Below are 23,471 nucleotides of genomic sequence, written 5' to 3'. Positions count from 1 at the left end.
ATGACCAGGACGCTGCCCGCGGGGCTCACCGTGACCGCGCGGGTGCCCGCGTCCAGCGCCAACCTGGGACCCGGATTCGACACGCTCGGAATGGCTTTGGGCATCTACGACGAGATCGAGGTGCGCACCACCGATTCCGGGCTCACCATTCGCGTCGAGGGTGAGGGCGCCGACGACGTGCCATGGGGCCCTTCGCATCTCGTGGTGCGGGCCATCGAACGCGGGCTGGAGTCCGCGGGCGTGTGGGCCGACGGCCTCGATGTGGTGTGCCGCAACGCGATTCCGCATTCGCGAGGGCTGGGATCGTCGGCGTCGGCGGTGGTCGGCGGCCTGGCCGCCGGGCGTGCTCTGGCGGCGAAGCTCGACCCCGCGCTGGGTGGGGATGCGGACGAACTCGTCCAGCTCGCTTCGGAATTCGAGGGTCACCCCGACAACGCCGCGGCCAGCGTGCTCGGCGGCATCGTGGTCTCCTGGACCGAGACCGCGGCGGGCGCCGACGTGGCCGACCACGGCCGGTCCTACCGCGCCGTGCGGCTCACGCCGCATCCGTCGCTGCGTCCGGTGGTGCTGATCCCGCAGGTGCGCTCGTCCACCGCGCACACCCGCGGCCTGCTGCCCGAGACGGTGCCGCACGGGGACGCGGCGTTCAACGTGAGCCGCGCGGCGCTGGCCGTCGTCGCGCTCACCGAGCGCCCCGACCTGCTGCTGCCCGCCACCGCGGACCGGCTGCACCAGACCCAGCGTGCCCCCGCGCTACCGCTCACCACCCGGTGGATCGAGCGGCTGCGCGAGGCGGGCATCGCGGCGACGGTGTCGGGCGCCGGACCCACCGTGCTGGCGCTCGGGACCGGCGAATTCCCCGCCGAGCTCCGCGAACTCGCGGCCGCCGACGGGCTGCGCGTGGTGGAGCCGGGACTCGCCGAGGGCGTGCTGGCCGGCTGACGGCGAGTCCGCCTTGCCGAGCCTCGCGGTCGCCAGCTATCCTGGGCAAGTCCGTACATCGTGCGCATCAGACGCCGGTGCTTCATCAGGGCAATCGCTCCAGCAGGCTCCAGGCTCGAGCCTCCAGGCCATGGGGGTACTGCGTAGCCGCGCAACTGGAATGATCTCTCCCACCTTTCACAACCGGTGGCGAAGCCTCCGGTCCGGCGGGCAGGCGATACGGCATACCGAGTCCGGCACCGTGCCCGGACTGCGGACGAACCCTCGAAACAGCACACGGCGGTCGAGGGAAGGAAAGGATTTCCGTGACAGATACGGACCTGCTCGCGACACCCGGGGTGGATACCAACCCAAGTTCCTCGGGCGGCCGCGAAAGTGAATCCGGACAGATTTCGAAGATGAGCGAAAAAACCGACGTCGCACGATCGGGGCTGACTGGAATGTTGTTGCCGCAGTTGCGCGCGCTCGCGGGGGAACTCGGTATCCGAGGCACCTCCGGTATGCGCAAGGGCGATCTCATCGCCGCCATCAAGGAGAATCAGGCGGGGAAGCCCGCGAAGGCGGACAAGCCCGCCCGCGCGGAGGCGAAGGCCGAGCAGGCGGCTCTCGATGTGACCCCCGCTGCGGAGGCGAAGTCCGCCCCGGCCGAGGAGTCCAAGGCGAAGGAAGCCGCGCCCGCCGAGAAGGCCGCCGCGCCCGCGCCCGAGACCAAGGCCCCCGCCGAGGCGGAGCCCGCGAAGTCCGAGAACGCCGCGCCCGCCGAGACCACCGAAGAGTCCGGCCGCGAGGGCGGTCAGCGTGGCCGGGGTCGCCAGCGTCGCGGCCGTGACCAGGCGCGTTCCGGCGGTGGCGACAACGCCGACGCCCGCACCGAGGAGCAGAAGTCCGACGCCGAGTCCGGTGAGCGCCGCCGCAACCAGGGCGAGCGCAACCAGGGCGAGCGCGGCGAGCGCAACCAGGGCGACCGCAACCGCAACGGTGAGCAGCAGCGCAATCAGGGTGAGCGCAACCAGGGCGATCGCAACCAGGGCGGCGACGACGAAGAGAGCGGCCGCGGCCGTCGCGGTCGCCGGTTCCGGGAGCGCCGTCGTGGGCGCGACCGCGAGGGCGGCGGCGGTGAGGCCCGCGAGCTCGAGATCCGCGAGGACGACGTTCTGCAGCCGGTCGCCGGCATCCTCGACGTGCTGGACAACTACGCGTTCGTCCGCACCTCGGGTTACCTGGCCGGGCCGAACGACGTGTACGTGTCGATGAACCTGGTCCGCAAGAACGGCCTGCGCCGCGGTGACGCCATCACCGGCGCCGTGCGCGCCCCGCGCGACGGCGAGCAGTCCAACCAGCGCCAGAAGTTCGATCCACTGGTGCGGCTGGACACCGTCAACGGCGGCGACGTCGAAGCGGCCAAGCGGCGCCCCGAGTTCGGCAAGCTCACCCCGCTGTACCCGAACCAGCGCCTGCGGCTCGAGACCCAGCCGAACAAGCTCACCACCCGCGTGATCGACCTGATCATGCCGATCGGCAAGGGCCAGCGCGCCCTGATCGTGTCGCCGCCCAAGGCCGGCAAGACCACGATCCTGCAGGACATCGCGAACGCGATCGCGACCAACAACCCCGAGTGCTACCTCATGGTGGTGCTGGTCGACGAGCGTCCCGAAGAGGTCACCGATATGCAGCGGTCGGTGAAGGGTGAGGTCATCGCCTCCACCTTCGACCGTCCGCCGAGCGATCACACCTCGGTCGCCGAGCTGGCCATCGAGCGCGCCAAGCGCCTGGTGGAAATGGGCAAAGACGTTGTGGTGCTGCTGGACTCGATCACCCGGCTGGGCCGCGCGTACAACAACTCCTCGCCGGCGTCGGGCCGCATCCTCTCCGGTGGTGTCGACTCGACCGCGCTGTACCCGCCCAAGCGGTTCCTCGGCGCGGCGCGCAATATCGAGAACGGCGGCTCGCTCACCATCATCGCCACCGCGATGGTGGAGACCGGCTCCACCGGTGACACGGTGATCTTCGAGGAGTTCAAGGGCACCGGCAACGCCGAGCTCAAGCTGGACCGCAAGATCGCCGAGCGGCGCGTGTTCCCCGCGGTGGACGTCAACCCGTCCGGTACCCGCAAGGACGAGCTACTGCTGAGCCCGGACGAGGCGGCCGTACTGCACAAGCTGCGCCGCGTACTGTCTGGCCTGGACTCGCACCAGGCGATCGATCTGCTGATCGACCGTCTGAAGAAGTCCAAGAACAACCTCGAGTTCCTGATGTCGGTCAGCAAGACCGCGCCGGGCGCGCTCGACGAGTAGCACCGCGACATGTCGCACGTCCGAAGGGGCTCCGCCACGGCGAGGCCCCTTCGGCGTGTACGGGCGGAAGAAGACGAGACCGATCGCGGCCGCGCCGAGCACCATGCAGCCGATCAACCCCGTCAGGCCGGTCGATTCGGCGCCGGATGCCCCGGCGCTCGTGTCCTCGGTGACCACCGCGTAGGCCGGGTAGTCCGCGGGCGCGGACTCGGGCGCGGTGAACCAGCCCGCCGTCACGGCCAGTATCAGCAAGGCGAAGACCGCGAGGGCGACCCTGTTGTGCATGGGTTTCTCCTCTCTGTCTCATGTCGTCGGCGCGATCGCACTCGCGCCGGGCGCACACGGCACTGGGCACACCGGAGGTGAAACGGGGAGCGGAGGCCCGCGGCCTCCCGACGACGCCGATGCCCCGAGTCCTCGACGTACAGCAACCATATGAACGGTTATGTTCGTATTCATGAGTAGTCGGCTACTCGTCTTAGGGGTAGACGGCAGTGTTATTGGCACGACATCCCCCACCCTCAGGGGCGTCCTAGGAACAAGGTTGGGAGCGAGCCCGAGGGCCGGGTTTACGCGGCTGTGTTTTTGGCGCGCCGGCGCGCGCGAACGGTCGGTCGTCGGGCTCCCTCCCCGCGGTGGTCGGGAGGGTGCGGATGGTGCGCTCGGATCGAGGGTGAGCCTGTGGAACAAATGCACGCGCTAGGGTGTTTTGGCTGGGTGTCAGGGGTTCTGGCATACTGAACCGCTGTGCGTCTGCGCCCGATGCAGACAATCCCGCCTAAGTCGGTTCCGGTTCACGCCCGTGTGGCGACCCGGCGACCACTATCGAGAGGACACCCATGAAGGCAGGAATTCACCCGACGTATGTCGACACCACGGTCGTCTGCGGTTGCGGCAACACGTTCCAGACCCGCAGCACCAAGGAGTCGGGTCACATCACCGTCGAGGTCTGCTCGCAGTGCCACCCGTTCTACACCGGCAAGCAGAAGATCCTGGACACCGGTGGCCGCGTGGCGCGCTTCGAGGCCCGCTACGGCAAGCGTGCCGCCAAGAAGGCCGACGCCGACGCCAAGTAGCTTCCTCGCCGACGCCCGGTTCTGCATCCGCAGGCCGGGCGTCGGTGCGTTCGCCGGTCCCGTCGCGGACCGCTGATCAGCGACGCCGAACCCGCAACGCCGGGCATCAGAGAGGGAAGCACCACCATGACGCAGCCGTCCGCGATCGACGACATCCTGGCCGAGCACGCGGGACTCGAAACGCAGCTGGCCGATCCGGCGCTGCACAACGATCCGGGCGCCGCCCGCCGCGTGGGCAAGCGCTTCGCCGAGCTGGCCCCGATCATGGCCACCTACCGCAAGCTGGAGACGGCGCGCGACGACCTGGCCGCCGCGCGCGAACTCGCGGCCGACGACGCCGCCTTCGCCGCCGAGATCCCCGGCCTGGAACAGCAGGTCGACGAGCTCGAGGCCACCCTGGCCGATCTGCTCGCCCCCCGCGACCCGCACGACGCCGACGACGTGGTGCTCGAGGTGAAATCCGGCGAAGGCGGCGAGGAGTCCGCGCTGTTCGCCGCCGACCTGGCCCGCATGTACGTGCGCTACGCCGAACGGCACGGCTGGAAGGTCGAGATCCTCGACGCCACCTTCTCCGACCTGGGCGGATACAAGGAGGCCACGCTCTCCATCAAGAGCCGTGAGCCCGGCCGCGACGGCGTGTGGTCGCGCTTCAAGTTCGAGGGCGGCGTGCACCGCGTACAGCGGGTGCCGGTCACCGAATCGCAGGGCCGCATCCACACCTCCGCCGCGGGCGTGCTCATCTACCCGGAGCCCGACGAGGTCGCCGAGGTGCAGATCGACGAATCCGACCTGCGCATCGACGTCTACCGCTCCTCGGGCAAGGGCGGACAGGGCGTCAACACCACCGACTCCGCGGTGCGCATCACACACCTGCCCTCCGGCATCGTCGTGACCTGCCAGAACGAGCGCTCCCAGCTGCAGAACAAGGCCCGCGCCATGCAGGTGCTCGCGGCCCGGTTGCAGGCGCTGGCCGAGGAACAGGCCGAGCAGGAGGCCGCCGCAGGGCGCGCCAGCCAGATTCGCACGGTGGACCGCTCCGAACGCATCCGCACCTACAACTTCCCGGAGAACCGCATCGCCGATCACCGCATCGGCTTCAAGGCGCACAACCTGGACGCGGTGCTGGACGGTGACATGGACGCGCTGCTCGACGCGCTCGGCAAGGCCGACCGCGAGGCACGCATGGCGGCCGAGTGACGCGCGCATTCCGGAGAATCGCGCCGTGACCCGGCCCGATCTCGGGCACAGTGAGGACGTGAACCGTGCCCCGCTGCGCCCCGAGATCAACGACGCCGTGCGGATCCTGACCGCGGCGGGCGTGCACAGCCCCCGGTCCGACGCCGAGCAGCTGGCCGCCCACCTGCTCGGCGTCGAACGCACCCGCCTGGCCATGCATCCGCTGGTCGAGGCCGATTTCGTGGCCGAGTACCGCGCGCTGGTCGGCAGGCGTGCCGAGCGGGTGCCGCTGCAGCACCTCACCGGGCTGGCCGCGATGGGGGAGATCGACCTCGAGGTGGGGCCGGGGGTCTTCGTGCCGCGCCCCGAGACGGAACTGCTGTTCGCGTGGGCCCTGGCGCACCTGGAGACGCTGCCGCACGATCACGAACCCGTCGTCGTCGACTTCTGCACCGGGTCGGGCGCGCTCGCGCTCGCCGTCGCGCACGCCAGGCCCGACGCGCGCGTGCACGCCGTCGAACTCGACCCCGCCGCGCTGAGCTGGGCCCGCCGCAACGCCGACGCCCGCATCGCCGCCGGCGACACCCCCATCACCCTGCACGCCGACGACGTCACCGACCCGCATCTGCTCACCGAACTGGACGGCACCGTCGACGTCCTGCTCGCCAACCCGCCCTACATCCCGTCCGACGCGATCCTGGAACCCGAAGTGGCGCACCATGATCCGCACCTGGCCTTGTTCGGCGGGCCGGACGGGCTGGACGTCGTGCGGGGGATGATCCCGAACATCGCCCGCCTCCTGCGGTCGGGCGGGGTGACGGGGATCGAGCACGACGATTCGAACGGGTCGGCCCTGGCGGCCCTGCTCAGAGAGCATGGGGGGTTTACGGATGTGGTCGAACACCCGGACTTCGCGGGAAAGCCCCGCTTCGTCAGCTCGACCCACTTGTGACCTGAGGCCGACCCTCGTGCCAGGATGGGGCGCGTGAGTACCGTCTACGACTGCGCGGACCCCGACTCGCGCGCCGCCGGGATGTCGGCGGCGACCAGCGCCCTGAAGTCCGGGCGACTGGTGGTGATGCCCACCGATACGCTGTACGGGCTGGCGGCCGACGCGTTCGATTCCAGTGCCGTGAGCGATCTGCTGGCGGCCAAACGGCGCGGCCGGGATATGCCCGTGCCCGTGCTGGTCGGGTCGTGGCACACCATCGACGGGCTGGTGTTCTCGGTGCGTCCGCAGGCGCGCGAGCTGATCCGCGCGTTCTGGCCGGGCGGGCTGAGTCTCGTTGTGCAGCAAGCGCCTTCGCTGGCGTGGGATCTGGGCGACACGCGCGGCACGGTGATGCTGCGGATGCCGCTGCACCCCGTCGCGCTGGACCTGCTGCGCGAGGTGGGCCCGCTGGCGGTGTCGAGCGCCAACGTGTCGGGGCAGCCGCCCGCGAAGACCGCCGCCGAGGCCCGCGAGCAGCTGGGCAGCCTGGTGGGCGTGTATCTGGACGGCGGCCCGGCCACGCACGCCGTCGCCTCCACCATCGTCGACCTGACCGCGGATCGCCCGCGGGTGCTGCGCGAGGGCGCGGTGCCGGTCACCGAGATCGCCGAGGTGCTCGGCATGTCGCCGGGTGAGCTGACCGACGTGCCCGCGCGGTGAGCGGGAGAAAGGTCGCATGAATCTGGCGTTTGCGCCGGTCTTCGGGTCGGGTTCGGTGGTCCCGCTGCGCGAGTTGCTGCTCGTGCTGCTGGTCTCGGCGACGGTGACCTTCCTGGCGACCGGCGGTATCCGTCTGCTCGCCATCGCCTTCGGCGCGGTCGCGGTGCCCCGCGAACGCGATGTGCACGTGGCCCCGATCCCGCGCATGGGCGGCGTGGGCATGTACATCGGCGTGGTCGCCGCCGTGCTGTTCGCGCACCAGCTGCCCGCCCTGCGCCGGGGTTTCGACTACGCCCCCGACATCCCCGCCGTGCTGGTCGCGGCCACCATCATCGTGCTGGTCGGCATCGTGGACGACCGCTGGGGCCTGGACGCGCTCACCAAATTCGCCGGGCAGGTCACGGCCGCGGGCGTGATGGCCGTGATGGGCCTGAGCTGGTACGTCATCTACAACCCGTTCAACAACTCGACCGTGGTGCTGGACGCGTTGCAGGGCGGCCTGGTCACCGTGGCCGTGGCGGTCACGCTGATCAACGCCATGAATTTCGTCGACGGCCTGGACGGTCTGGCGGCCGGGCTCGGACTGATCTGCGCCGCCGCGGTTTTCGTGTTCTCCGTCGGTTTGCTCTACGAACAGGGCGGCGACGTGGGCACCTATCCGCCCGCGCTGCTAGCCGCCGCGCTGGCGGGCGCCTGCGCCGGATTCCTGCCGCACAATTTCCAGCCCGCGCGGATATTCATGGGCGATTCCGGATCGATGCTGATCGGCCTCATGCTCGCCTCGATTTCCACGGGCGCCTCCGGTCGTATTCCGCTCCAGGGATACGGCCCGCGCGACATCGTGGGTCTGCTCTCGCCGATCCTGCTGGTCGGCGCCGTGATGTTCATTCCGGTGCTGGATCTGCTGCTGGCGATCCTGCGGCGGGTGCGCGCGGGCGTGAGTTTCTCGACCCCGGACAAAATGCATCTGCACCACCGCCTGCTGCAGATCGGTCATTCGCACCGGCGGGTGGTGCTGCTCATCTATTTGTGGGTGGGTGTGCTCGCGTTCGGCGCGGTCGGCACCTCGCTGATGGACCGCAGGCTGGTGGTGCTGCTGGTGGCGGCGGGGCTGGTGTTCGCGCTCGTGGTCACCGCCATTCCGGGCCTGCGCCCGGGGGAGCGCCGGGAGGCCGGCGAGACCGGTAGGTAAAGTCGCTACCGTGAGTTTCACCCCGAATCCGATCCCCGGTCCCGACGCGCCGCTCAAGGCGGCACTGCGCTACGGGTTGATCGGACTCGCCATTCTGGTGGTGCTCAGCACGGCGCTCGGCTCGCTGGCGGCCGGCCTGCCCGGTCTGTGGGGCGCGCTGCTCGGCGCCGCGATCGGCGGCGTCTTCATCCTCACCACCGCCGCGGTGATCCTCTACGGCGCGAAGCTGCCGCCGAGCACCGCGGGCCTGGTCATGCTGGTCAGCTGGGTTCTGAAGGTGCTGCTGGTGCTGATCTCGGTGGCGATTCTGAACCGGTTCGACTTCTACGACCGGGTCACCCTGTTCCTCACGGTGGTGGGCGCGCTGATCATCGTGCTCGGCGCGGAGACGTATGGCGTTCTGCGACAGAAGGTTCCGTATGTCTCGACGACTGCGGGCGACTCCACCCCCGACGAAACGCTCGACTGACTCACCCCCCTACACAGCGTCGTAGATAGCTTGGTAAAGTGTTGGTAAGCAAGCGACCAAAGGGGGGATCACCACGATCCTGCCGAGTACCGCTATGCTAACTGCCGTGCCGGGCCCGAGGGTTCCGGTTCTGCATGTCGACGAATGTCGCCGACACACGTACAGACGCCCGAGCGGGATGCCGCGCAGCTGCTGACGAACTTCGAGCCGACCCGAGTCGACCCAAATTGATCGTCAATGTCCGATCGAACCGCGGGAATGACCGTACCCGCGGCCCGAACACGGGAGAGAACGCTGAGCGTCACCACTTTGGCGGCGGGTGAGTTCCACGCGCCGTCGCTAACCGACTTCTTCCCTCCAGCTCTGCTGTTCGAGGGAACGCCGTTCGAACTCGATCGTTTGATGCTGGTCCGGCTGCTGATGACCGCGGTGCTGGTCATCTTCATGCTGGTGGCCTTCCGCAGCCCCCGCCTCGTTCCGCGCGGTATCCAGAACGTCGCCGAAATCGGCTTGGTGTTCGTCAAGGAACAGATCGCGGAAGAAGTGCTCGGCAAGGAGACCGGCCGTAAGTTCTTCCCGCTCATCGCGACGATCTTCTTCACGGTTCTCTTCCTGAACTTCTCCGGCATCATCCCGGGCTTGAACATCTCGTCCAACGCGCGGATCGGCATGCCGATCGTGCTGGCGGCCATCGCGTACATCACGTTCAACTACGTGGGCATCAGGAAGTACGGCTTCTTCACCTACATGCGCAGCAGCATCGTCGTCCCGAACGTGCCGCCCGCGCTGCACGTGCTGCTCATCCCGATCGAGTTCGTCTCCACCTTCATCCTGCGCCCGTTCACGCTGACCGTCCGACTCATGGCGAACATGCTGGCCGGCCACATCATGCTGGTGCTGTTCTTCAGCGCGACCTGGTACTTCCTGTTCGACGCCACCGCGTGGATGAAGGTGTTCTCGCCGTTCTCGCTGCTCGCCGGACTCGCGTTCACCCTGTTCGAGATGCTGGTCATCTTCCTGCAGGCCTACGTGTTCGCGCTGTTGACCGCGGTGTACATCGGCCTGGCCGAGCACGCCGACTCCCACTGACCCGACCGTACGACCCAAACCGGAGACCTGCTACACCTCGCCGACCGGCGGGTGAGCAAAAGAAAGGGAAACAAGACTCATGAGCCTCTCGTACCTGGCCCAGGAAGCTGCCACCGAGTCGACGCTGAGCGGCCTGGGCGCCGTCGGCTACGGCCTGGCCGCCATCGGCCCGGGCATCGGCGTCGGCATCGTCGTCGGTAAGGCGATCGAGGGTATCGCCCGCCAGCCCGAGCTGCAGGGCACCATCCGCACCAACATGTTCCTCGGTATCGCGTTCACCGAGGCCCTGGCCCTGATCGGCCTCGTCGCCGGCTTCATCTTCTGATTCCGATGTACCAGTACTCAGTACTCGCAGCGGAGGGAGAGGATGTGAATCCTCTCCTCCCCGCGACCTACGACATCGTCTGGTCGATAGTCTGCATCGCGATCATCGGGTTCTTGTTCTACAAGTACGTGGTGCCGCGGCTGACCAAGGTGCTCGACGAGCGCTCCGACAAGATCGAAGGCGGCATCGCCCGCGCCGAGCAGGCTCAGGAAGAGGCCCAGCAGACGCTGCAGCAGTACCAGCAGCAGCTGGCCGACGCCCGCCTCGAGGCGGCGCGCATCCGCGAGGAAGCGCGCACCCAGGGCCAGCAGATCCTCGCGCAGCTGCGCACGGAGGCGCAGGCCGAGAGTGACCGCATCGTCGCCGCGGGCCACGCCCAGCTGGAGGCCCAGCGCCAGCAGATCCTCACCGAACTGCGCTCCGAGGTCGGCCGTACGGCCGTCGATCTGGCCGAGAAGATCATCGGTCAGTCGGTGTCGGACGAAGCCAAGCAGGCGGCCTCGATCGAACGGTTCCTGACCGAGCTCGACGAGTCCGACGCCGGCATCGGGGTCGGAAGGTAACCATGCCGCAGCGGGTCGACGGCCGGACGCGGAAGCGGAGCGCAACCGCGCGGGCCGTCCCGTCCAGGCAAGATTGGACACAGCGAAAGTGAGAAGCATGTACGCAGCGAGCCGCGAGGCCAGCTCCCGGTCCCGGGAGGCGCTTCGGGCCGCTCTGACCGGAAGCGACAGTGTTGCCGCCACGACGGGCTCGGAACTGTTCGCCGTTGTCGCCGTGCTGGACGACCAGCGTTCGCTGCGTGTTGCGCTCGCGGACGTGTCGGTGCCCGGCTCGGTGCGCGCCGAGCTGAGCGAGCGGGTCTTCGGTGCCAAGGTCAGCGCCGCCACGCAGGCGGTGCTGACCACCGCGGTGGCGCAGGACTGGTCCCGCACCTCCGACCTGGTGGACACCCTGGTGCTGCTCGGGCAGGAAGCCCTGCTGGAGTCGGCGTCCGAGCGTGGCCGTCTCGACGCCGTCGAGGACGAGCTGTTCCGGCTCGGCCGGATCATCGCCGACAACCCGGAGCTGGAGCAGGCCCTCTCCGACCGCGGCAAGCCCGCCGAGGGCAAGCGCGAGCTGATCGCGCGGCTGCTGTCGGGCAAGGCCGAGCCCATCACGGTGACCCTCGCCGAACAGGTGGTGACCAGGCAGCGCGGTTCCCTCGGCGTGGCCATCGACGAGTTGTCCGACTTGGCGGCGGCCCGGCGTGAGCAGATCGTCGCGCATGTCCGCGCCGCGATCGACCTGGCGCCGCAGCAGCGGGAGCGGCTGGCCGCCTCCCTGCGGCGGATCTACGGCAAGCCGGTCACGGTGCACGTGCAGGTCGACCCGAGCCTGTTGAGCGGGCTCGTCGTGCGCGTCGGTGACGACGTCATCGACGGCAGCGCCACCGGCCGACTGGAGCGGCTGCGCCGCGAACTGGCGTAATCCAGCGCCACCCCCCGACATTCCAGACCAGACAGCGAGAGCAGGACAGAACATGGCGGAGCTGACGATCTCCTCCGACGAGATCCGTAGCGCGATCGAGAGCTACACCCAGAGCTACACCCCCCAGACCTCCATCGAGGAAGTCGGTGTGGTCACCGACACCTCCGACGGCATCGCGCACGTCAGCGGCCTGCCCTCGGCGATGGCCAACGAACTGCTGGAGTTCCCCGGCGGCGTGCTCGGCGTGGCGCTGAACCTCGAGGACCGCGAGATCGGTGCGGTCATCCTCGGCGAGTTCGCCGAGATCGAAGAGGGCCAGCAGGTCCGCCGCACCGGTGACGTGCTCTCGGTGCCGGTCGGCGACAAGTTCCTCGGCCGCGTCGTCAACCCGCTCGGCCAGCCGATCGACGGCCTGGGCGAGATCGAGGCCGACGAGCGCCGCGTGCTCGAGCTGCAGGCCGCGACCGTGCTGGAGCGCCAGCCGGTCGAGGAGCCGCTGGCCACCGGCATCACCGCCATCGACGCCCTGACCGCCATCGGCCGCGGCCAGCGCCAGCTGATCATCGGCGACCGCAAGACCGGCAAGACCGCCGTCGCGATCGACGCCATCCTGAACCAGAAGGCCAACTGGGAGACCGGCGATCCGAGCAAGCAGGTCCGCTGCATCTACGTCGCCATCGGCCAGAAGGGTTCCACCATCGCGGGCGTGAAGGCCGCGCTGGAGGAGCACGGCGCGCTGGAGTACACCACCATCGTCGCGGCCCCGGCCTCCGACTCCGCCGGCTTCAAGTGGCTGGCCCCCTACACCGGTTCGGCCATCGGCCAGCACTGGATGTACCAGGGCAAGCATGTCCTGATCGTGTTCGACGACCTGACCAAGCAGGCCGAGGCCTACCGCGCCATCTCGCTGCTGCTGCGCCGCCCGCCGGGCCGCGAGGCGTACCCGGGTGACGTCTTCTACCTGCACTCGCGTCTGCTGGAGCGCTGCGCGAAGCTGTCCGACGAGATGGGCGCGGGCTCGATGACCGGTCTGCCGATCATCGAGACCAAGGCCAACGACGTCTCGGCGTTCATCCCGACCAACGTCATCTCCATCACCGACGGCCAGGTCTTCCTCGAGTCCGACCTGTTCAACAAGGGTGTCCGCCCGGCGATCAACGTCGGTACCTCGGTCTCCCGCGTCGGTGGCGCCGCCCAGACCAAGGGCATGAAGAAGGTCGCCGGTTCGCTGCGTCTGGAGATGGCCCAGTACCGCGAGCTGGAGGCGTTCTCCGCCTTCGCCTCCGACCTGGACGCCGCCTCGCTGGCCCAGCTCGAGCGCGGCGCCCGCTGGGTCGAGCTGCTCAAGCAGGACCAGTACTCCCCGGTCTCGGTCGAGGATCAGATCGTCTCGATCTACCTGGTCGACCAGGGCTACTACGACTCGGTTCCGGTCGCCGACATCCGCCGGTTCAACCGCGAACTGCTCGAGGACCTGCACACCAGCGCGGCCGACGCCTACAAGTCGATCGAAGGCGGCAAGGTGCTCGACGCCGAGAACGGCGACGCGCTGAAGGCGGCCACCGACAAGTTCAAGGAGGGCTTCCTGGCCTCCGACGGCACCCGCGTGGTGAACGAGGCCGCCGCGGGCGAGCTCGCGCACGAAGAGGTCGAGTCCCTGTCGGTCACCCGCAAGAAGCTCGAGAAGTAAGCCGGGTTCGGAACCGATGCGACTCATCTCTACGCAGCGAATGAAGGGAGTGACGACAAATGGCTAGCTTGCGCGAACTGCGCTCCCGCATTCGTGGTGTGAACTCGATCAAGAAGATCACCAAGGCCCAGGAGCTGATCGCGACCTCGCGTATCTCCAAGGCCCAGGCCAGGGTCGCCGCCGCGAAGCCGTACGCCCAGGAGATCACCAAGGTCCTCGGGGAACTGGCCAGCGCGTCGAAGAACCTTTCGCACCCCCTGCTGACCGAGCGCCCGAACGCGCGCCGGGCCGCCATCCTGGTGATCACCAGTGACAGCGGCATGTGCGGTGGCTACAACTCCAACGTGCTCAAGCGCGCCGAAGAGCTGATGGTCACCCTGCGTGGCGAGGGCAAAGAGCCGGTGCTCTACGTCATGGGCAACAAGGGCCTGACGTACTACACCTTCCGCAACCGTCCGTTCGTGTCGGCGTGGACCGGCTTCTCGCAGCAGCCGAAGTACACCGACGCCTCGGCCGCCTGCCGCCACCTGGTGTCCGCCTTCATGGCGGGCTCCGACGGGCAGGTGCCGCACCCGAACGGGACCGGCGACATCGACGGTGTCGACGAACTGCACGTGGTCTACACGCGGTTCGTGTCCATGCTCACCCAGACCCCGGAGGTGCGCCGCCTGGCGCCCATCCAGGTGAGCTTCGTGGACGAGAGCATCGAGGTGGGCGAGGACTTCATGTCCGACTCGGCCACCACCGAGGCGCAGGCGCAGTACGAATTCGAGCCCGACGCCGACGTGCTGCTGGCGGAACTTCTGCCGAAGTACGTCAACACGCGTATCTACGCGTCGTTGCTCGAGGCAGCGGCATCCGAGTCCGCCGCTCGGCGCACCGCAATGAAGGCCGCCACCGACAACGCCAACGAACTGGCGAGTGTGCTTCAGCGCGAAGCCAACTCGGTGCGTCAGGCCCAGATCACGCAGGAAATCAGCGAAATCGTCGGCGGCGTGAACGCGCTGGCGTCGAGCTCGGACCGCGACTAAGCGCAGGAAGAGAACCAATCCAAATGACCGCAGCTGTCACTCAAGACAACACGAGCCGGACCGGCGCCGCCGCGGGCCGCGTCGTCCGGGTCATCGGCCCCGTCGTGGACGTCGAGTTCCCGCGTGGTGCCATCCCCGAGCTGTTCAACGCTCTGCACGCCGAGATCACGCTGCCCTCGGTGGCCAAGACGCTGACCCTCGAGGTCGCCCAGCACCTCGGCGACAACATCGTCCGCACCATCTCGATGCAGCCGACCGACGGCCTGGTCCGCGGCGCGACCGTGACCGACACCGGCAAGCCGATCTCGGTGCCCGTCGGTGACGTCGTCAAGGGCCACGTCTTCAACGCCCTCGGCGACTGCCTGGACACCCCCGGCCTGGGCCGCGACGGCGAGAACTGGGGCATCCACCGCAAGCCGCCGAGCTTCGACCAGCTCGAGGGCAAGACCGAGATCCTCGAGACCGGCGTGAAGGTGCTCGACCTGCTGACCCCGTACGTGAAGGGCGGCAAGATCGGTCTGTTCGGTGGCGCCGGTGTCGGCAAGACCGTGCTGATCCAGGAGATGATCACCCGTATCGCGCGGGAGTTCTCCGGTACGTCGGTGTTCGCCGGCGTCGGCGAGCGCACCCGTGAGGGCACCGACCTGCGCCTGGAGATGGAGGAGATGGGCGTCCTGCAGGACACCGCCCTCGTCTTCGGCCAGATGGACGAGCCGCCGGGCACCCGTATGCGCGTCGCCCTCTCGGCCCTGACCATGGCCGAGTACTTCCGCGACGTGCAGCACCAGGACGTGCTGCTGTTCATCGACAACATCTTCCGCTTCACCCAGGCCGGTTCCGAGGTCTCGACCCTGCTGGGCCGTATGCCCTCGGCCGTCGGTTACCAGCCCACGCTGGCCGACGAGATGGGTGAGCTGCAGGAGCGCATCACCTCGACCCGTGGTCGCTCGATCACCTCGCTGCAGGCGATCTACGTCCCCGCCGACGACTACACCGACCCGGCGCCGGCGACCACCTTCGCCCACCTGGACGCGACGACCGAGCTCTCCCGCCCGATCTCGCAGAAGGGCATCTACCCCGCCGTCGACCCGCTGACCTCGACCTCTCGAATCCTCGAGGCCTCGATCGTCGGCGAGAAGCACTTCGCGGTGGCCAACGAGGTCAAGCGGATCCTGCAGAAGTACAAGGAACTGCAGGACATCATCGCCATCCTCGGTATGGACGAGCTCTCCGAAGAGGACAAGGTCCTCGTCGGCCGCGCCCGTCGCCTGGAGAAGTTCCTCGGCCAGAACTTCATCGTGGCCGAGAAGTTCACCGGTCAGCCGGGTTCGGTGGTGCCGCTCGAGCAGACCATCGACGACTTCGACCGGGTCTGCAAGGGCGAGTTCGACCACTTCCCGGAGCAGGCGTTCAACTCCTGCGGTGGTCTCGACGATGTCGAGGCGGCCGCGAAGAAGATCGCCGGAAAGTAGTCACTCATGGCGGCTGAGTCCACTAAAGACATGTCAGTAGATCTCGTCGCGATCGAGCGGCGGCTGTGGTCGGGGCAGGCGACGTTTGTCAGCGCCCAGACCACCGAGGGCCAGATCGGCATCATGCCGGGCCACGAGCCGCTGCTGGGCCAGCTCGTCGAGGGCGGCACGGTCAATATCGTGCCCGTCGACGGCGAGCGGATCGTCGCGGCCGTGCACGGCGGTTTCTTCTCGGTGACCGCGAACACGGTCCGGATCCTGGCCGAGTCCGCGGAGTTCGCCGGTGAGGTCGACGTCGACGCGGCGCGCAAGGTGCTGGCCGAGGGTTCGGCCTCCGATGAGGAACTGCGCGCGGCGCAGGGCCGGGTGCGCGCGGTCGAGCAGGTCGCGAACGCCTAGGACCCCAAGGGTTCTCGAATAGGCACCGTTGTCGGCGGCGAAGGTATCTTCGCCGCCGACAACGGTATTCAGGCCCGGTTGCGGGACCGTTTGTAGACTCGTGTTTGAATGTCGCAACGGTTGGGTATCCGGCACCGTTCGACACGGCGCCCAGCGAAAGGACGGGACAGCATTGCAGACCGGGATGGTTGTACTGATCATTCTGGTGTTACTGCTGCTCGCACTGGCGTTGGTCTCCGTCTACCGCCTGATCATGATCCGCCGCGGCGGCACCGCCGCGCTGTTGCGGGTCCTGCCCGCCGAGGGCGGCCACGGCTGGCGGCACGGACTGATCCGCTACGACGAGGACCGGCTCGTCTTCTTCAAGCTCACCAGCCTCAAGCTCGGCCCGGATTCGACGATCCGCAGGCGCGGCATCGAGGTGGGTGACCGGCGCGGCCCGCGCGGCGACGAATACGACATCATGACCGACGAAATCATCGTCACCGAGGTCTCCGACGCCGAGGGCAGCTACGAGCTCGCGCTCGACCGCGGCGCCCGCGCGGCCTTCCTCTCCTGGGTGGAGTCGCGCCCGAGCGATCGCACCCGCCGGATGCCCGGCCTTTAGCGGTTACGGTCGTCCGTCCGATTCGTCCAGGAACGCCTCGATCACCGGTGCGAGCCGTCCCGCGTTGGTCACCAGGTCGACATGCCCGCCGGGATGGCGGTGCAGCGTCGCGTGGGGGAGCAGCCCGGTCATGATCCTGGCATTGACCATCGGAATGATCGGATCGTCCGTGCCGGCCACCACCAGCGTGCGCTGCCGGATCGCGGGTAGCGCGAACAGGCTCGTCCACACCGATCCGGCCAGCAATTGGTGCAGATAGCCCGCCTTCGATCCGGCGTGCGGTTGCGCGCCGAAGAGTGCGGCCACCTCGCCGGGGCGCTCGCGCACCGTGCCGCCGTACAGATCGGCGGCGATCGACGCGGCGTAGGACGGGTCGCGGAATCGGCGCGGGGTCACCATCCTGGCCAGCACCCGGGGATGGGCGGGCACCATCAGCACCCCGGTGCCGGTGGCGACCAGCACGAGCCTGCGGCACCGGCGCGGATTCTGGAACGCGAACTGCTGGGCCAGCGCGCCGCCCCAGGAGAGCCCGAGCACGTCGACCACGCCGATGTCCAGCGCCGTCAGCACCCGGCCCAGCACCCAGGCCAGGTACGGAAATCCGTACGGCAGGGCCGAGGTGGGCGATCCGCCGGTGCCGGGCACGTCGAAACGCACCACGGTCCGCTGCGAATCCAGCTGCGTGACAAAAGGTTCCAGCACTTCGTAGGCCGCGCCGATGCCGTTGCAGAGCACCAGCGGCGCCCCCGTGCCGGGGCGGACGTCGACCCGGATCCGCTGCCCGCCCGCGGCGACGTAGGTCGGCGTCACCGGTACAGCACCACCACATCGGCGACGCACGCAGGCCGCTCGCTGCCCTCCACCTCGAAGGTCAGCCCGAACACCGCCTCGAGGCCGGCCGGTTTGCGCCGCGCGGCGCGCACGGTGACCGTGGTGCGCAGCTTCGACCCGACCGGGACCGGGGCGGGGAAGCGCACCTTGTCCAGTCCGTAGTTCAGCGCGGCGGTGAGGTTGTCGATGGTCAGGACTTCGGAGATCGCGGCGGGCGCGAGCGAGAGCGTCAGGTAGCCGTGCGCGATCGTGCCGCCGAAGGGTCCGGCGGCGGCCCGTTCGGGATCGGTGTGGATCCACTGGTGATCACCGGTCGCGTCGGCGAACAGGTTCACCTGGCCCTGGGTGATCTGGAGCCAGTCGCCGGTGCCGAGGTTCTCGCCCACCAGGTCGAGCAGTTCGGCGGGATCGGTCAGATGTGTGCTCATGGGGAGTCTCCTTCTCACTTCTGGTGGACGTAGGTGCCGGGCGCCGGTGCCAGGGGCTCGAATCCGCGGCCGCCCAGCGCCCGCGGCGCCTCGACCTGGGGTCCGCTGCGCTCGCCGAGCCAGGCCGCGTAGTGCGGCCACCACGAACCGGCGGATTTCTCGACGCTCGCCTTCCACTCGTCGGGACCTTCGGCGTCGACCGGCCCGGCGCGGAAGGACGCGCGCGGATTGCCGGGCGGGTTGACCAGCGACGCGATGTGGCCGCTGGAGGACAGCACGTAGGTGGCATCCTTGGACCCGAGCAACTGGGCGCTGCGGAAGGTGGCCTGCCAGGGGCAGATGTGGTCGGCCACACCGCCCACCACGTACGCGTCGGCGGTGACGGCGCCGAGGTCGATCGGGGTGCCGAGCATGCTCACCTCGCCCGGCCTGGTCAGCGAGTTGCGCAGACCCATGAGCACCAGGTCGCGGTGCAGCGCGGCCGCCAACCGGGTGGTGTCGGCGTTCCAGAACAGCACGTCGAACGCGGCGGGCGGGCGGCCCTGCACGTAGTTGTTCACCCAGTACCGCCAGACCAGATCGGTCGGGCGCAGCCAGGCGAACACCTCGGCCATCGCCCGTCCGTCCAGGTAGCCCTGTCGCGCCGAGGCCCGGATCGCGGCCTGCGCGGCGCGTTCGCTCATCGCCGCGGCGGCGAACCCGGCGCGGTCGTGGTCGAGCACGGTGACGCCCAGGGAGAGGCCGGCGATCTTGTCGCCCTCGCCGATCGCGCTCAGGTGGGCGGCGACCATCGACGCGAGAATGCCGCCCGAGCACGTCGCGAGCAGGTGCGCGCTCGGCGTCCCGGCGATCGCCCGCACGGCGTCGAGCGCCTCGACGAGCGCGCCGCCGTAGGCATCGAGGCCCCAATCGCGGTGCCGCGCTTGGGGATTGCGCCACGAGATGGTGAACACCTGCTGGCCCTGGGACAGGAAGTACTCGATCATGCTGCGGCCGGGCGCGATGTCCATGATGTAGTACTTGTTGATCACCGGCGGCACCATCAGCAGCGGGATCTGGCGCACCGTCGGCGTCTGCGGCGCGTAGTGGATGAGCTCGAACATGCGGGTCTGCAGCACCACCGCGCCCTTGGTGAGCGCCACCGTCTCGCCGACGGTGAACGCGTCGGGCTCCACCATCGCGGGCACCCGCGGTTTGCTCGCCATATCCCGGGCGAACGCCTTCAGCCCGCGCACGGCCGACAGACCGCCGGTATCGATCAGCGCCTTCCATCCGAGCGGACTGATCACCGGGCTGTTGCTCGGCGCCAGGCCCTCGATGAGGTTGTCCAGCACGAACCGCAGCTTCTCCCGGTCGTGCCAGTCCAGATCCGCGTCGGCGAACAGTCGCTCGGCGGTGTCCACCGAGGCCAGGTACGCCTGCATGGTCCGGCGCATCCACGGATTGTGCTGCCAGGCGGGGTCGGCGAAGCGTTTGTCGGCGCGCGCGGGGGCGCGCTCGGAGCGGCCCGCGGCCACGTCGACGAGTTCGCGGGTGAGCAGGCCGAGGCGGCCCGCGACGGTGCCCGACCGCTTGGCCAGTCCGGCGCCCATCCGCAGCCAGGAACGGTCGGGCAGCATCCGTCCCGCGAAGCTGCGGGTGGAGCTGATCAGCAGGAGGTCGAGCGGGGCGGCGAGTTCGTCTTCCCTGGGGTTCTCGGTCACGGTCGTCAAGCGGATGCTCCCTGGTGCGGCTGGTCGTCGGACACTTCCAGCGTGATCCGGGACAAGATCGGATTCGATGGTGGCGCGAACAACGTCGGGCATCCCGGAGTGTTCGCGGGCACATCGGGCCTATGGTGTCGGCATGGGAAGCGCGCCCGATCCGAGCATCGTCCGGCTGGCCGAGTCCCTGCTCGTGCGCGTCGAGGAGCTCGGCGCCGCGATGGCGGAGGTCATCCGGCGCGACGTCGACTTCTACCGCTCGAATCCCGGCATCGTCACCACCGAGGAATTGCGGCGCAGCTGCGTCGACAACATGACCTACGTGTTCGAGGCGTTGTCCGGCGCCACCGACCCCGACGTCGCCATCGCGATCGACACCGGGACCAAGCGCGCGGTGACGGGAGTACCGCTGACCGCGGTGATGGCGGCCTACCGGGTGGGGTTCCGGTTCATCTGGGAGACCACGCTGGCCGAGGCTCGCCGCCGCGGTGATGTCGACACCGAGTCGGTGCTCACGGCGATCTCCCAGATCATGGTCGCGATGGACACCTTCACCCAGGCCATGACCGGTGCGTACCGGCAGCAGCTGACCTCGCAGATCCTCGGTCGGGAGGCTGAGCGGTCGGCGCTGGTGGAGGCGATCCTGTTCGGCCGGATCACCGACACGCAGAATCTCTGGGACGCCGCCGACGCGCTGCGCCTGCCCACCTCGGGCCCGTACGTCGTGGTGGCGGCGGAGGTGCCGGCGATCGGCCGCACCGGCCTGCCGGAGATCGCGAACCGGCTCGACGCGCGCGACATCCGTTCCGCCTGGCGGCTGCTGCCCGACCTGCAAGTGGGCATCGTCCACCTGCGCAGACCCGCCTGCCACGACGTGCTGCTGGAGGTGTTGCGCGCCGGGGCGTCGGCCCGGGTCGGGCTCAGCCCCGCGTTCGCCGATCTCGCCGACACCGGCGAGGCGCTGCGTTTCGCGCGCCTGGCGATCACCGGCAAAGCGCGAACGCCGGGCGAATTCGTGCAGGTCTTCGACGATTCCCCGCTCGCCGTCGCCGCGGTGAGCGCGCCCGAGGTGATGCACCGCATCGGGCAGACGGTGCTCGGTCCGCTCGACGCCCTGCCCGAGGACGACCGGGACATCCTGATCGCGACCTTCGAAGCCTGGCTCGACGCGGGCGGTTCCGCCGCCGAGACCGCGGCCCGGATCCACGTGCACCCGAACACGGTGCGGCACCGGCTGCGCCGGATCGAGGAGCGCACCGGCCGATCGCTGTCTCGTCCGCGCGATGTGGCCGAGCTGTGCCTCGCGCTGGAGGTGCACCGGCGCCTGCCCGGCTAGGCTCGGCAGGGTGAGTGTGCATCTGACGCGGATCTACACGCGGACCGGCGACGACGGAACCACCGGCCTCAGCGATTTCTCGCGCGTGTCGAAGACCGATCCGCGTCTGGTCGCCTACGCCGACTGTGATGAGGCGAACGCCGCGATCGGCGTGGCCATCGCGCTGGGACAGCCCGCCGAGCAGCTGCTCGCGGTGTTGCGCCAGGTGCAGAACGACCTGTTCGACGCGGGTGCGGACCTGTCCACCCCGGTGGTCGAGGATCCGAAGTACCCGCCGCTGCGCATCACCCAGGACTACATCGACCGGCTCGAGGGCTGGTGTGACGAGTTCAATGCCGAACTGCCCGCGCTGAATTCGTTCATCCTGCCCGGCGGCACCCCGCTGGCGGCGCTGCTGCACACGGCCCGCACGGTGGCCCGGCGCGCGGAACGTTCGGCCTGGGCGGCGGTCTCGGCGCACCCCGACGACACGAGCGCGCTGCCCGCGAAGTACCTCAATCGCCTGTCGGACCTGCTGTTCATTCTCAGCCGATACACCAATCCCGACGGTGACATCCTCTGGCGGCCGGGTGGCGGCAAGAAATAGTCCGGCCGCGCCGGCCGCCGATCGTGTGCCAGGACACCGGGATCGCGTACACGCACCGGGATGGCGCCGACGGTGGATAAGCTAGCCGGTGTGAGCGAAAGGTTTCTGGTCACCGGGGGCAATCGGCTCGTCGGCGAGGTCGCAGTGGGAGGCGCGAAGAACAGCGTCCTCAAGCTGATGGCCGCCGCCCTGCTCGCCGAGGGCACGTCCACGATCACGAACTGCCCCGACATCCTCGACGTTCCGCTGATGGCGGAAGTGCTGCGCGGACTCGGGTGCGAGGTCGTGATCTCCGACGACGCGCCGGGCGACCGCTCCGTCGTCACCATCACCACGCCCGCGGAGCCCAAGTACCACGCGGACTTTCCCGCGGTCACGCAGTTCCGCGCGTCGGTGTGCGTGCTGGGTCCGCTCATGGCGCGGTGCAAGCGCGCGGTGGTCGCGCTGCCGGGTGGTGACGCGATCGGATCGCGCCCGCTCGACATGCACCAGCAGGGGTTGCGCCTGCTGGGCGCCACCAGCGAGATCGAGCACGGCTGCGTGGTGGCCCGCGCCGACGAACTGCGCGGCGCCCGCATCCGCCTCGACTTCCCGTCGGTCGGCGCGACCGAGAACATCCTCATGGCCGCGGTGCTGGCCGAGGGGGAGACGGTGATCGACAACGCCGCGCGCGAACCCGACATCGTCGACCTGTGCAACATGCTCGTGCAGATGGGCGCGCGCGTCAGCGGTGCGGGCACCTCCGTGCTGACCATCCAGGGCGTCGAGCGTCTGCGCCCGACCGACCACCGCGTGATCGGCGATCGCATCGTCGCCGCCACCTGGGGCATCGCCGCCTCGATGACCATGGGCGACGTCCGCGTCACCGGCATCAACCCCAAGCACCTGTCCCTGGTGCTGGACAAACTGCGTTCCGCGGGCGCCCGGATCTCCTTCGACGTGGACGGTTTCCGCGTGGTGCAGCCCGAACGCCCGCGCGCGGTGAACTTCTCGACCCTGCCGTTCCCCGGTTTCCCGACCGACCTGCAGCCGATGGCCATCGGCCTGGCCGCCATCTCCGACGGCACCTCGATGATCACCGAGAACATCTTCGAGGCGCGGTTCCGCTTCGTGGAGGAGATGATCCGCCTGGGCGCCGACGCCAGGACCGACGGTCACCACGCGGTGGTGCGCGGCATCCCGCGGCTGTCCTCGGCGCCGGTGTGGTCCTCCGACATCCGGGCCGGCGCGGGTCTGGTGCTGGCCGGCCTGGTCGCCGACGGCACCACCGAAGTGCACGACGTCTTCCACATCGACCGCGGTTACCCGAACTTCGTCGAGCAGCTCCAGGCACTCGGTGGGCTCGTGGAGCGGGTCGGCGCCCCGGATTGATCTTCTCCCCGGCGCGGTGTTGATCTAGTTGCCGACGAAAACCCTTTCTGACCAGGCGATTTGACATCGTGCAGAGCGCAACGTAACTTTATCCAAGTCAGAGCGACACGGACACCGACCCGGGGCCGAGCGGAAACGCCAGCCAGGGAAACGAGGTAGGACGAGGAGCGCCTGGCGATCACACTGGTTCGGTTGGTTCCTGGATTTGGTTCTGGGTGTTGGTCGGGCTAAGCTGAGAAAAAGTTGCCTCTCTGAAGTGCCGGGTGATTCTGGTGTGGATGGGTGTGCGTGTGTTCTTTGAGAACTCAATAGTGTGTCGATGAATGTCAGTGC

23 protein-coding genes are annotated in these 23,471 nt (G+C 68.9%); 20 read left to right on the top strand and 3 right to left on the bottom strand.

Annotated elements, in window-relative coordinates:
• From thrB to DFR74_RS27230, 17 genes are all read left to right on the top strand, one after another.
• Window positions 1-942 (top strand): homoserine kinase, encoded by a 942-nt coding sequence (thrB, locus tag DFR74_RS27310; protein ID WP_067513470.1) that lies wholly within the window; start codon window positions 1-3, stop codon window positions 940-942.
• Between the two features lie 305 nt (window positions 943-1,247).
• Window positions 1,248-3,236, top strand: a complete 1,989-nt coding sequence (gene rho, locus DFR74_RS27305) for a transcription termination factor Rho (protein WP_067513428.1) — start codon at window positions 1,248-1,250, stop codon at window positions 3,234-3,236.
• Between the two features lie 839 nt (window positions 3,237-4,075).
• Window positions 4,076-4,312, top strand: coding sequence for a 50S ribosomal protein L31 (gene rpmE, locus DFR74_RS27300; RefSeq protein WP_067513429.1), 237 nt, complete (start codon window positions 4,076-4,078; stop codon window positions 4,310-4,312).
• A gap of 126 nt (window positions 4,313-4,438) precedes the next feature.
• Entirely contained in the window at window positions 4,439-5,509 is a 1,071-nt protein-coding gene (gene prfA, locus DFR74_RS27295) for a peptide chain release factor 1 (protein WP_067513431.1), read from the top strand.
• Between the two features lie 58 nt (window positions 5,510-5,567).
• Window positions 5,568-6,440, top strand: a complete 873-nt coding sequence (gene prmC, locus DFR74_RS27290) for a peptide chain release factor N(5)-glutamine methyltransferase (protein ID WP_067513474.1) — start codon at window positions 5,568-5,570, stop codon at window positions 6,438-6,440.
• A 33-nt stretch (window positions 6,441-6,473) separates the two neighbouring features.
• The gene (locus DFR74_RS27285; RefSeq protein ID WP_067513472.1) at window positions 6,474-7,139 is read left to right on the top strand and encodes an L-threonylcarbamoyladenylate synthase; all 666 of its coding nucleotides are present in this window, start codon (window positions 6,474-6,476) and stop codon (window positions 7,137-7,139) included.
• A 16-nt stretch (window positions 7,140-7,155) separates the two neighbouring features.
• Window positions 7,156-8,331, top strand: a complete 1,176-nt coding sequence (locus tag DFR74_RS27280) for a glycosyltransferase family 4 protein (protein ID WP_067513433.1) — start codon at window positions 7,156-7,158, stop codon at window positions 8,329-8,331.
• A gap of 10 nt (window positions 8,332-8,341) precedes the next feature.
• Entirely contained in the window at window positions 8,342-8,800 is a 459-nt protein-coding gene (locus DFR74_RS27275) for a hypothetical protein (protein WP_067513435.1), read from the top strand.
• A gap of 258 nt (window positions 8,801-9,058) precedes the next feature.
• Window positions 9,059-9,889, top strand: coding sequence for a F0F1 ATP synthase subunit A (gene atpB, locus DFR74_RS27270; RefSeq protein ID WP_113975317.1), 831 nt, complete (start codon window positions 9,059-9,061; stop codon window positions 9,887-9,889).
• Window positions 9,890-9,968: 79 nt separating this feature from the next.
• Window positions 9,969-10,214 carry an ATP synthase F0 subunit C gene (locus tag DFR74_RS27265; RefSeq protein ID WP_067513439.1) on the top strand — a complete coding sequence of 82 codons (246 nt, stop codon included), beginning with the start codon at window positions 9,969-9,971 and terminating at the stop codon, window positions 10,212-10,214.
• 5 nt (window positions 10,215-10,219) lie between these two features.
• Window positions 10,220-10,777, top strand: a complete 558-nt coding sequence (locus DFR74_RS27260; protein WP_067513441.1) for a F0F1 ATP synthase subunit B — start codon at window positions 10,220-10,222, stop codon at window positions 10,775-10,777.
• A gap of 97 nt (window positions 10,778-10,874) precedes the next feature.
• Complete coding sequence (locus DFR74_RS27255) at window positions 10,875-11,684, top strand: F0F1 ATP synthase subunit delta (protein ID WP_067513443.1); 810 nt, start codon at window positions 10,875-10,877, stop codon at window positions 11,682-11,684.
• A gap of 52 nt (window positions 11,685-11,736) precedes the next feature.
• A complete protein-coding gene (gene atpA, locus DFR74_RS27250) occupies window positions 11,737-13,374 on the top strand; it encodes a F0F1 ATP synthase subunit alpha (protein ID WP_067513444.1) in 1,638 nt (545 codons plus the stop codon).
• A gap of 59 nt (window positions 13,375-13,433) precedes the next feature.
• Entirely contained in the window at window positions 13,434-14,405 is a 972-nt protein-coding gene (locus DFR74_RS27245; RefSeq protein ID WP_067513446.1) for a F0F1 ATP synthase subunit gamma, read from the top strand.
• A 23-nt stretch (window positions 14,406-14,428) separates the two neighbouring features.
• Window positions 14,429-15,877 (top strand): F0F1 ATP synthase subunit beta, encoded by a 1,449-nt coding sequence (gene atpD / locus DFR74_RS27240; protein ID WP_067513449.1) that lies wholly within the window; start codon window positions 14,429-14,431, stop codon window positions 15,875-15,877.
• A gap of 6 nt (window positions 15,878-15,883) precedes the next feature.
• Complete coding sequence (locus DFR74_RS27235; protein WP_195125411.1) at window positions 15,884-16,276, top strand: F0F1 ATP synthase subunit epsilon; 393 nt, start codon at window positions 15,884-15,886, stop codon at window positions 16,274-16,276.
• Window positions 16,277-16,460: 184 nt separating this feature from the next.
• Window positions 16,461-16,883, top strand: a complete 423-nt coding sequence (locus tag DFR74_RS27230; protein ID WP_067513476.1) for a DUF2550 domain-containing protein — start codon at window positions 16,461-16,463, stop codon at window positions 16,881-16,883.
• A gap of 3 nt (window positions 16,884-16,886) precedes the next feature.
• Here the strand turns inward: DFR74_RS27230 and phaZ are convergent, their stop codons facing one another.
• The 3 genes from phaZ to DFR74_RS27215 are packed head-to-tail and all read right to left on the bottom strand — an operon-like array spanning window position 16,887 to window position 19,854.
• On the bottom strand, window positions 16,887-17,693 hold the full coding sequence (gene phaZ, locus DFR74_RS27225) for a poly(3-hydroxyalkanoate) depolymerase (protein WP_067513452.1): 807 nt from the start codon (window positions 17,691-17,693) through the stop codon (window positions 16,887-16,889).
• Entirely contained in the window at window positions 17,690-18,142 is a 453-nt protein-coding gene (locus DFR74_RS27220; RefSeq protein WP_067513454.1) for a MaoC family dehydratase, read from the bottom strand. The genes phaZ and DFR74_RS27220 overlap by 4 nt, the downstream gene beginning before the upstream one ends.
• A gap of 14 nt (window positions 18,143-18,156) precedes the next feature.
• Window positions 18,157-19,854, bottom strand: a complete 1,698-nt coding sequence (locus DFR74_RS27215) for a PHA/PHB synthase family protein (protein WP_228790562.1) — start codon at window positions 19,852-19,854, stop codon at window positions 18,157-18,159.
• Between the two features lie 133 nt (window positions 19,855-19,987).
• Between DFR74_RS27215 and DFR74_RS27210 the strand changes: the two genes are divergently transcribed.
• The 3 genes from DFR74_RS27210 to murA all read left to right on the top strand — a co-directional run bounded on the left by DFR74_RS27210 (window position 19,988) and on the right by murA (window position 23,138).
• Window positions 19,988-21,181, top strand: a complete 1,194-nt coding sequence (locus DFR74_RS27210) for a PucR family transcriptional regulator (protein WP_067513456.1) — start codon at window positions 19,988-19,990, stop codon at window positions 21,179-21,181.
• A gap of 10 nt (window positions 21,182-21,191) precedes the next feature.
• On the top strand, window positions 21,192-21,767 hold the full coding sequence (locus DFR74_RS27205) for a cob(I)yrinic acid a,c-diamide adenosyltransferase (protein ID WP_067513458.1): 576 nt from the start codon (window positions 21,192-21,194) through the stop codon (window positions 21,765-21,767).
• 90 nt (window positions 21,768-21,857) lie between these two features.
• Complete coding sequence (gene murA, locus DFR74_RS27200) at window positions 21,858-23,138, top strand: UDP-N-acetylglucosamine 1-carboxyvinyltransferase (protein WP_195125409.1); 1,281 nt, start codon at window positions 21,858-21,860, stop codon at window positions 23,136-23,138.
• The last annotated feature ends 333 nt before the right edge of the window (window positions 23,139-23,471 follow it).

The sequence above is a fragment of the Nocardia puris genome, from assembly GCF_003315035.1.
Lineage (GTDB): Bacteria > Actinomycetota > Actinomycetes > Mycobacteriales > Mycobacteriaceae > Nocardia > Nocardia puris.
The sequence above is the reverse complement of the archived record's forward strand: the minus strand, read 5'-3'. Positions and strand labels throughout refer to the sequence as shown.

Excerpts from the sequence above, each read along its gene's own strand:
- thrB (WP_067513470.1), top strand. The coding sequence starts at position 1 with ATGACCAGGACGCTGCCCGCGGGGCTCACCGTGACCGCGCGGGTGCCC.
- rpmE (WP_067513429.1), top strand. The coding sequence starts at position 4,076 with ATGAAGGCAGGAATTCACCCGACGTATGTCGACACCACGGTCGTCTGC.
- prfA (WP_067513431.1), top strand. The coding sequence starts at position 4,439 with ATGACGCAGCCGTCCGCGATCGACGACATCCTGGCCGAGCACGCGGGA.
- DFR74_RS27280 (WP_067513433.1), top strand. The coding sequence starts at position 7,156 with ATGAATCTGGCGTTTGCGCCGGTCTTCGGGTCGGGTTCGGTGGTCCCG.
- atpB (WP_113975317.1), top strand. The coding sequence starts at position 9,059 with ATGACCGTACCCGCGGCCCGAACACGGGAGAGAACGCTGAGCGTCACC.
- DFR74_RS27265 (WP_067513439.1), top strand. The coding sequence starts at position 9,969 with ATGAGCCTCTCGTACCTGGCCCAGGAAGCTGCCACCGAGTCGACGCTG.
- DFR74_RS27260 (WP_067513441.1), top strand. The coding sequence starts at position 10,220 with ATGTACCAGTACTCAGTACTCGCAGCGGAGGGAGAGGATGTGAATCCT.
- DFR74_RS27255 (WP_067513443.1), top strand. The coding sequence starts at position 10,875 with ATGTACGCAGCGAGCCGCGAGGCCAGCTCCCGGTCCCGGGAGGCGCTT.
- atpA (WP_067513444.1), top strand. The coding sequence starts at position 11,737 with ATGGCGGAGCTGACGATCTCCTCCGACGAGATCCGTAGCGCGATCGAG.
- DFR74_RS27245 (WP_067513446.1), top strand. The coding sequence starts at position 13,434 with ATGGCTAGCTTGCGCGAACTGCGCTCCCGCATTCGTGGTGTGAACTCG.
- atpD (WP_067513449.1), top strand. The coding sequence starts at position 14,429 with ATGACCGCAGCTGTCACTCAAGACAACACGAGCCGGACCGGCGCCGCC.
- DFR74_RS27235 (WP_195125411.1), top strand. The coding sequence starts at position 15,884 with ATGGCGGCTGAGTCCACTAAAGACATGTCAGTAGATCTCGTCGCGATC.
- DFR74_RS27230 (WP_067513476.1), top strand. The coding sequence starts at position 16,461 with ATGGTTGTACTGATCATTCTGGTGTTACTGCTGCTCGCACTGGCGTTG.
- DFR74_RS27220 (WP_067513454.1), bottom strand. The coding sequence starts at position 18,142 with ATGAGCACACATCTGACCGATCCCGCCGAACTGCTCGACCTGGTGGGC.
- DFR74_RS27210 (WP_067513456.1), top strand. The coding sequence starts at position 19,988 with ATGGGAAGCGCGCCCGATCCGAGCATCGTCCGGCTGGCCGAGTCCCTG.